We start from the raw sequence: 7,893 nt of genomic DNA on the forward strand, positions 1-7,893 counted from the left end.
TATGGAAACACCAAACCTAAAACTTGGCTTTTTAGAGACAATTAGCCAAGTGTTATCTCTGCAAAAAGAGAGCCTAGCAACAGAATACACCGTGATTAATCAATTATTGAAACAGGCAGATGAAGAGACTTTCTACTCGCTATCTCCTCATCTCTTCGTGACAAGAGATGAAGAAGGTACCTTGATTGGTCACCCTCTAGAGGCTACCCCTGAAGGCTATGACCTCTTCAAACACCTGGTAGGAGGACAGATTTAATGGTTTTTACTAAAGCACAAGCAAAATCCCTAGCTATTTTAGACGTGGCTAGGAGCCTTGGAATGGATATGAAACGGTCGTCTCATAAGGAATATTACTGGACAGAGCACGATTCCTTCAAAATCGATACCACAAAAAACACCTGGCACTGGTATTCCAGGGGAACTTTTGGAGATACCATAAACCTGGTTCAGGAAATGCGTGACGTGAGCTATAAGGAGGCTATGACATTCTTAGAGACAGGTAACTTTCCTGAAGCAAAACCTAGGGAAGAAATCAGGCAGCCCTTTAGGTACAGCTTAGCTCCTTACGAACAAACCTTCAGAGAAGCCAGAACCTATCTCAAGGAGACCAGGGGACTGTCTGATGAAACCATCGACTTTTTCCTAGAGAAGGGTGTTCTAGCTCAGGCTAGACGAAAGGATAGAGACGGCTTTATTGAAGATGTCTTGGTCTTTAAGTACCTGGACAAGAACCAAAATATAGTGGGGGCCAGTCTCCAGGGCCTAGTTCCTTATCCAGAACGCCATGAAGGTAAGGGCTACCTCAAGCAAATCATGTACCAGTCAGAAGGCATTGCAGGCTTAAACGTCTCTATTGGTGCTCCTGAGCGTTTAGTGGTGGCAGAAGCTCCGATTGACCTTATGAGCTATTACGAGCTCCATAAGGACAGCTTAGAGAATGTCAGACTAGTCGCTATGGAAGGCTTAAAAGAAGGGGTTCTATCCCGCTATGCCATGGAAGCCCTCCAGGAAAGAGGTGTGCTCAAGGAAATACCTCTAGATTACACAAAATCCAAAGACCTGACCCAGGCTTCTAATTTTCTAGCTGAGACTGCTCGGTTAACGAAGCTGTTTCAGCTAGAAAGCCACCATAACCTTGTTACCCTAGCTATTGACCAGGACAAAGCAGGAAGTGATTTTATTGAGCAGTTGAGAGACAAAAATATTCCAGTCATCGATGCTAGACCACCAAAAGGTGATGGTCAAGAAAAGATGGATTGGAATGAGTATTTACAAATGCAAAAAGAAAGGGGGCGAGAACTAGTAACAACGACAGAACAAAAAGAAAAAGCTCCTGACCGAAGTCAAGAGCCATATAGCAATGCGGGCGATTCACATCGCAATCCCGATTCTTTAGGAGACTTATCTCCTGGGGCAGCATCGAAGCCCGTTGTGGACGAACCACAACCTGATTTTCCTGTCATTGCTCACTTAAAGTTTACCACTAAAGATGAGAGAATGTCAACCATAAAACCAGGGTATCATGTTATTACCAATGGAGAATTAAATAGGCTTAATAAATTTGCCCCAGGCTTACAAGCAACGGCTCAGTGGTACTTAAGGGAGCTATCGGGAAGTACCATCTCGTATTTGTATCAAGACGGAGAGACGTTAGGAAAATTAAGTGTCCAGTTTTCTGATGAAAACTTCGCTCACTTGACTGGTATCTCACCAAAAGGAGTTGAGATGAAACAAGTGGTTTATGATTTTGCCCGAGGCGTTGGAGATTATGGCAATATCCAAGTGTCTCATGCTATTAAGGATAAATCAATGGTTCTTCCTTTATTACCAGATATCTTATCGTCTCAATCCTTTGTCTTTAACGATCTATCGGAGGTTGAAAAATTCAATCGGATTGACTTATCTCAGGCGATCAAAACTAATGACGAAGATTTATTACTCGCCATTAGAGATGTTGATGGTGTCGGTATCCCCGCTTCAGTCATGCGAATGAAAGAAAAATTATCTGAAAGTCTTCAGGGAAAAGAAAATATTGTTCTTGCTGTTTATCGCCAGCGTGATGGTCAACTCGACCCACTGTCTATCAATGAAGAGTATGTAAAAGATGGTGGAAAACGGTTTGAAGATATTCTAAAAAATGATGAGTTTAGCCGCTATCAAGAAGAGGCTTACAGAGAAGAAATGGAGCAACTTTCTGCTAAGCGGGACTCAGATGGTGATGGTATTTCAGATGAAGAGGAACTAAAACAAGGAACCAATCCTTATGATTTTAGATCAACACCAAGCTCTAAAAGGGAAGATGAAAATACTCTTGAGCCAGAAGAAACGTTCTTTGTTGCAGGTAGTGTTGCTGTTGCTGATCTCATCAAAAATAAGGATATTACAGGGCTTAATCAGCACCTTAAAGAAGGTATTAAAGCTTACCTGAACTCAGAAAACTATAAAAAATTCCTGACCAAAATGAGTCAGTTTAATCAATACTCTAGTCGAAACTTACGCTTGATTTTAGCTCAGAAACCAGATGCTTCTTACCTCGCTCCTTATAATACTTGGAAAAAATTTGATCGTCATGTCAAACGAGGAGAGAAAGCGTTGAGTGTTATTATTCCAGTAACCTATGTGAAGAAAGATCAACAGGGGCACCCCATCTTAGATAAAAATGGCAAGCCAGAAACAGGACTAACGTTCCGTCTAAAACCAACTACTTTTGATGTCTCTCAGACAGAAGGAAAGGCGATGCCAAAGGCTGCTGAGGTGAAGGAACAATTGACGGATTTGGATTATGCAAACCTCTACCGTGCCCTTATGGCTATTGCCAAGGAGAATGATGTTAGTGTCCGCTTCGATGAAATGACAGGAGATAAGAAAGGTCATTACAATGTGACAGAACACCAAATTGTTTTACGCAGTAACGATATGAACAAGTCTCAACTGATAAAAACATTTATTCATGAGACAGCCCACTCAGAGCTACACCACACTAACAATCCCCAACAAGAACAGTTGACCAGGAGCACAGCAGAGCTCCAAGCAGAGAGCGTCGCTTACGTTGTGGCTTCTTACTATGGGATTGATACTTCGGATTATTCCTTTGCTTATCTGGCAGGTTGGTCAGATGATAAAGAGACCCTGGCAGACCTGGAGGCCCAGCTGGATATTGTCCAACAAGAGGCTAAAAGTTTAATGGTTCGGATGGACCAACAGTTGGAACAGTTACGCCTTAATCAGGAGAAACAAACTCAGAACCAGTTTGAGCAGAAGTTACAAAAGTTTAAGGACCAATCCAAGAAGTCCCTCGAGGAGCACAAGCAAGAACAAAAGGCAGAAGCTCGCTCAAAAAAAGAGAAGGGTTTCTCGAAATGACCGAACGGGATACCCAAAAGACACCCAAGGTCAAACTTAAAACAACCCCACCACAAGGAGGACAACACACATGACAGACCAACAAGAAATCCAACTTCACCTCATCCTATCAGACTTTATTCCACTTATGGACGGTGACATTGTCCAAGGAATTTCCCCTGAAGCAAGAGACCTAACCCTCCAAGAGGTTTTAGATCAATTACTAGTAGATAGGGAACTATTTGATCAGACTGATGCATCATTAGTGAGCTGGCAGGATGAGAATATTCAGCTCCTGAAAACAATTAGTGACGAAGATTTCCTGGTAGTCCGTGATGAAAACATACTATTAACGGAGCTACAAATTGGCCAGTCACTCTTTGAGCCACTTAGTGAAAACCAGCTGGAAGAACTGAAGAAAAAACTTATCTCAGAACAAGAGCAGGCTTCAGAACGTCAGACACAGGCAACTGAAAAAATTGAGCAGAAGCCATCACTTTGGGAGAAAATTCTAAAGCCCTTTGGCTAGAATTATTGCCAAAAAAAGTTCTGCCTCTCTGGATAGAGAGGCAGAACTTAGGGGCTTGGGGATTTCCCCAAAACTGAAAAAGGTAAGAAGGAAAATCGTAAGATTGACCTTCTCTGACCTTTTTTAATTTTGCATTTGTGTCCACAAATGCTACGCTTGCCGGAAGGAAGAGGGTCGGGAGGAAACCATGGAAATGCTAGAAAAATCATCCAAAGAGAGTGGAGGAATAAAGCGATGAGAACAGAAAATAGGAAACGTCCAATTATCAAGAAAGTAGCTTTTACAAATCATGAATATGCACAGGTGAGACGAGCAATGGAGCAGATGAATGCACCAACCTTTCAATACTATGCTAAAAATCAAATCATTCAAGGGAAAGTTGTGCGTATTGATTTTTCCGAGCTGAAGAATCTACGTGTTGCTGTCAATCGAATTGGAGGTAATATCAACCAAATTGCGAAACATGCTAACGAAAATCAAGCTATTAGTCAAGAGGAAATGTCTCAAGTATTACAACATTTGAATGAGATTAAAGAATTGATTTCAGTGCAACTATCTCATGCAGAGAAGAGAGCGTTGCAAGAACGAAAACGAACAGTGAGGTCGGATGTAGAAGAATGGTAGTTATTAAAGCGCCAAGCCAAATAAAAACGTCAACTAATCTAAAAAGAGCTGTTAACTATATTTTGAATGAGGCTAAAACTCTTGTTACAAATACCAACGACAGTCAGCTAGATTTCCCTTTAGTCTATCAAAATGGAGAGATGCAAATGAAATTAGTATCAGGACATGGCATAGAGGATGTGAGTGTTGCTGATGAAGAAATGATTATGACTAAGCTTGCAGCAGCCTTTAAAAAAGGGGATGATGATCTTAAAGAATTATCGTCAGGAAAGCAGGTGTTAGCGCATCATATTATCCAGTCTTTTTCTCCGGAAGATGACCTTACTCCGGAACAAGTACATGAGATTGGCAGACAAACGATGATGGAGTTAACAGGTGGGAATTATGAATTTATTATTGCAACTCATACAGATAAAAATCATCTGCACAACCATATTATTTTAAACACGACACATACCTCAACGCTAAAAAAATTTCGTTGGGAGAAGAAAACCTTACAAAGTTTAAGAGCCATTTCTGATAAGCATGCAGCAAAATATGGAGCTAAAATTATTGAGCCGACTATGAAAAATTCTTACACGAAGTATTCCGCTTGGCGACGTCAAAAGAATTACCGTTTTGAAATTAAACAACGTCTAGACTTTCTGTTGAAGCAGTCACTATCACTAGAAGATTTTAAGGAGAAGGCAGCTGCTCTTGATTTACAGATTGATTTTAGTGGAAAGTATGTCAAGTATAAATTGATTGATGAACCTCAACAGAGAAATGTCAGAGATGATACGTTGTCTAAAAAAGGGACGTACTCTCTAAAACAAATTATTGATTGTATCGCCCTTAATGAAGTTGTGCTTGATGTCTCTGAAATGAAAGAGCAGTATCAGACTCAAAAAGTCAAAACAGAGAATGATTTTGAATTGAAATTAACGGTTGAGGCATGGCAAGTGGAACAGGAAAGTAAGCAAGGTATCTATGTGCAGATGGATTATGGAGCGTTGAATAGTGGAACAATTTTAGTGCCTGCTCATAAAGTTGACAAGCAGGAAGATGGTAACTATACGATTTATATCAAAGAGAGAGACTATTTTTATTTTCTTAATCCGGATCAATCTGTTAAAAATCGCTATATGATGGGAACAACTCTTGCAAGACAACTTGCTAAACAAAACGGTGACGTCATGATTACTAAAAATCCTTATATTTCGTCCATGTGCACATTGATCAATGAGTACAATTTTTTAGTGGAGCATGGTGTTACAAATGGCACCCAGTTCCGACATCTGGAGGAACGCTTTAATCAAAAAATTGAGGAGACAAATTTAGAACTACAACGTTTGGATGACAGGCTGGCACGCTATCATAAAATTGAAGGTGCATTACTTGCCTTGGAGCAAACGCCAGAAAATCGTTTAACTGCAATAGAACTATTAGAAGAGTTAGGAGTTCCTAAAGATATTAGCTTAGAAGATGTTACGCAACTTATTCAGCAATTTGAAATTGAAAGAGGAGCATTACAGGAATTTTTTGATAAGACGTTGAATAAGTACACGACTTACAGACAGGTACGTGATAACACTCAAATACGTGAAGCGATTGAAAAACAACGTTTTGAGGATAGGGAACGTTAAAAAATATAAACTTCTATTTTTGTGGTAAAATAGATTATGCAATTGCTCTAACACTTAGCAGGCTCCTGGCCTGCTTTTTTCATTTTGCAACTACTAATTCTATGGTAGCTTTCAGAAATCTTTCAAATTCGGTACAATAGATTTATGATTGGATTTGATGAAAAAGCTTTTATCGTAGAATTAGATCGGCATCGTAAGGAACAATTCCTAAAACGTGTAAACCAATATGATGAACAGGTGGCAACTGTTATGCGTTTGAAAGGTTACAAGAGAGTGGATGCAAGTGAGCGGACGGTTATCTTTACCTTTGGCGAGATGACTTTTTCTAGAAGTCGCTGGCGCAAGGGAAGTCAAACCTGTTATCCTGTAGACGATTGGCTGGGGTTGAAGAAATATATGCGCTATTCCCCTGAGTTGATTTTTCACATGGCTAGACATGCTTCTGTTCTATCCTACCGTGAGGTCTGTCGGACAATCCAGGTTGCTTACCGTTTTGAGGTGACTAAAGATGCCGTCTTAAAAGCGGTCAAGACTGCTGGAAGGCTCTTTTCTGAGAAAGAACGGTATCACTTTTATCTGGAGGGGGAACAACCCCAAAAAATCCAGGCAGGCAAAATCTACCTGGAAGGGGATGGGGTGATGGTTAAGACCACTTCAGGAGGAGACGAACGTCACAACACAGACCTGGCCCATTTTCTTATTCATACAGGGGCTAAGAAAATCGGCAACAATCGCTATATCCTGCAAAATAAACATGAGATTATCAATGTTAATTATGACCAGGCTAAGGAGGAGCTTCTAGATTATCTCTATAACCATTTTGAAATCACGGACAAGACTATTCTAATCACAAATTCAGACAACGGAAAGGGCTACACCAAGCGAGTCTTTCAAGAAATTAAAAAGGCTTTAGGGATAAAATACCACGAACACTTTTGGGATGCCTACCATCTCAACGAGAAGCTAAAGAACTTCCTGAAGCTGTACCCGACCACCCTTACAGATTTGGCTTTCAAGGCTATTCACACCCACCAAAAGCCGTTACTTGTGACTGTATTTGATACGATTGAGTCCCTGGTTCAAAATGAAGAAGAGTATGAGCGTTTCGTGGCTTTTCGTCAAAAGTTGTTTAGACATTTCAAGGATACCAAACCAGCTAAACTAAGAGGACTATCCCCACGTGGAATAGGGGTTATGGAAAGCCAACACCGTAAAATAACCTATCGCATGAAGCATAGGGGGATGTACTGGTCCATTGAAGGAGCTTGTGCTATGGCTAAAATAATACTTTTAGAACGGGTAGAACAATTAGAAGACCTTTTTTTCGGCGATTGGCGTAAACGATATGAAGTCTACAAAGACAGGCGCTTTAGTGCTGGTCACCTTGTCAATCACTTCCCGCATAAGGCTAGGATTATTAAGCAGAGGCGTAGGTCTTAGAATATTCTTACAAGCCCCCCTAAAAGGGTAAATTTTAGGGGTCTTTTTGGTATGAATTGGTGAGGAAATCCTTGCTTTTTTGCCTAAATGGTGGTACAATAAAAGTGTTAGAAAACAAAAAAAGGTGTAGGAGCAGACACTCCTACACCACCGATTAAGACAAAGTGGAGATTTGCTTAATCAGTCAAACAGTATTGTAACATAGAGTAAACAATAAGGTCAAGACTGAGGCAAAGGAAAAAACTTTGTTTCAGTCTTTTTTCGGATAAAGAACATAGAGTTTTCTTAGGTTGTAAGGGGTAGTTGGACTTTCCCAAAAATTTAGACACATAC

At 40.4% G+C, this 7,893-nt stretch carries 6 protein-coding genes; all 6 read left to right on the forward strand.

Going from position 1 to position 7,893, the window contains the following annotated elements; genetic code table 11:
* Nucleotide 1: 1 nt before the first annotated feature.
* The 6 genes from GZ996_RS09585 (at nt 2) to GZ996_RS09610 (ending at nt 7,560) form a co-directional block, all read left to right on the forward strand.
* Nucleotides 2-256: a hypothetical protein gene (locus GZ996_RS09585; RefSeq protein WP_162011946.1), complete on the forward strand. Its 255-nt coding sequence runs from the start codon at nt 2-4 to the stop codon at nt 254-256.
* Nucleotides 256-3,363: a PBECR4 domain-containing protein gene (locus GZ996_RS09590; RefSeq protein WP_162011947.1), complete on the forward strand. Its 3,108-nt coding sequence runs from the start codon at nt 256-258 to the stop codon at nt 3,361-3,363. The genes GZ996_RS09585 and GZ996_RS09590 overlap by 1 nt, the downstream gene beginning before the upstream one ends.
* A 70-nt stretch (nt 3,364-3,433) precedes the next feature.
* Nucleotides 3,434-3,871, forward strand: a complete 438-nt coding sequence (locus GZ996_RS09595) for a hypothetical protein (protein ID WP_162011948.1) — start codon at nt 3,434-3,436, stop codon at nt 3,869-3,871.
* 234 nt (nt 3,872-4,105) lie between these two features.
* Nucleotides 4,106-4,495 carry a plasmid mobilization protein gene (locus tag GZ996_RS09600; RefSeq protein ID WP_162011949.1) on the forward strand — a complete coding sequence of 130 codons (390 nt, stop codon included), beginning with the start codon at nt 4,106-4,108 and terminating at the stop codon, nt 4,493-4,495.
* Entirely contained in the window at nt 4,489-6,120 is a 1,632-nt protein-coding gene (locus tag GZ996_RS09605; RefSeq protein ID WP_162011950.1) for a relaxase/mobilization nuclease domain-containing protein, read from the forward strand. The genes GZ996_RS09600 and GZ996_RS09605 overlap by 7 nt, the downstream gene beginning before the upstream one ends.
* Before the next feature lie 144 nt (nt 6,121-6,264).
* Complete coding sequence (locus GZ996_RS09610; RefSeq protein WP_202922619.1) at nt 6,265-7,560, forward strand: ISLre2 family transposase; 1,296 nt, start codon at nt 6,265-6,267, stop codon at nt 7,558-7,560.
* Nucleotides 7,561-7,893: the final 333 nt, after the last annotated feature.

The organism is Streptococcus sp. S784/96/1, assembly GCF_902729355.1.
GTDB lineage: Bacteria > Bacillota > Bacilli > Lactobacillales > Streptococcaceae > Streptococcus > Streptococcus caledonicus.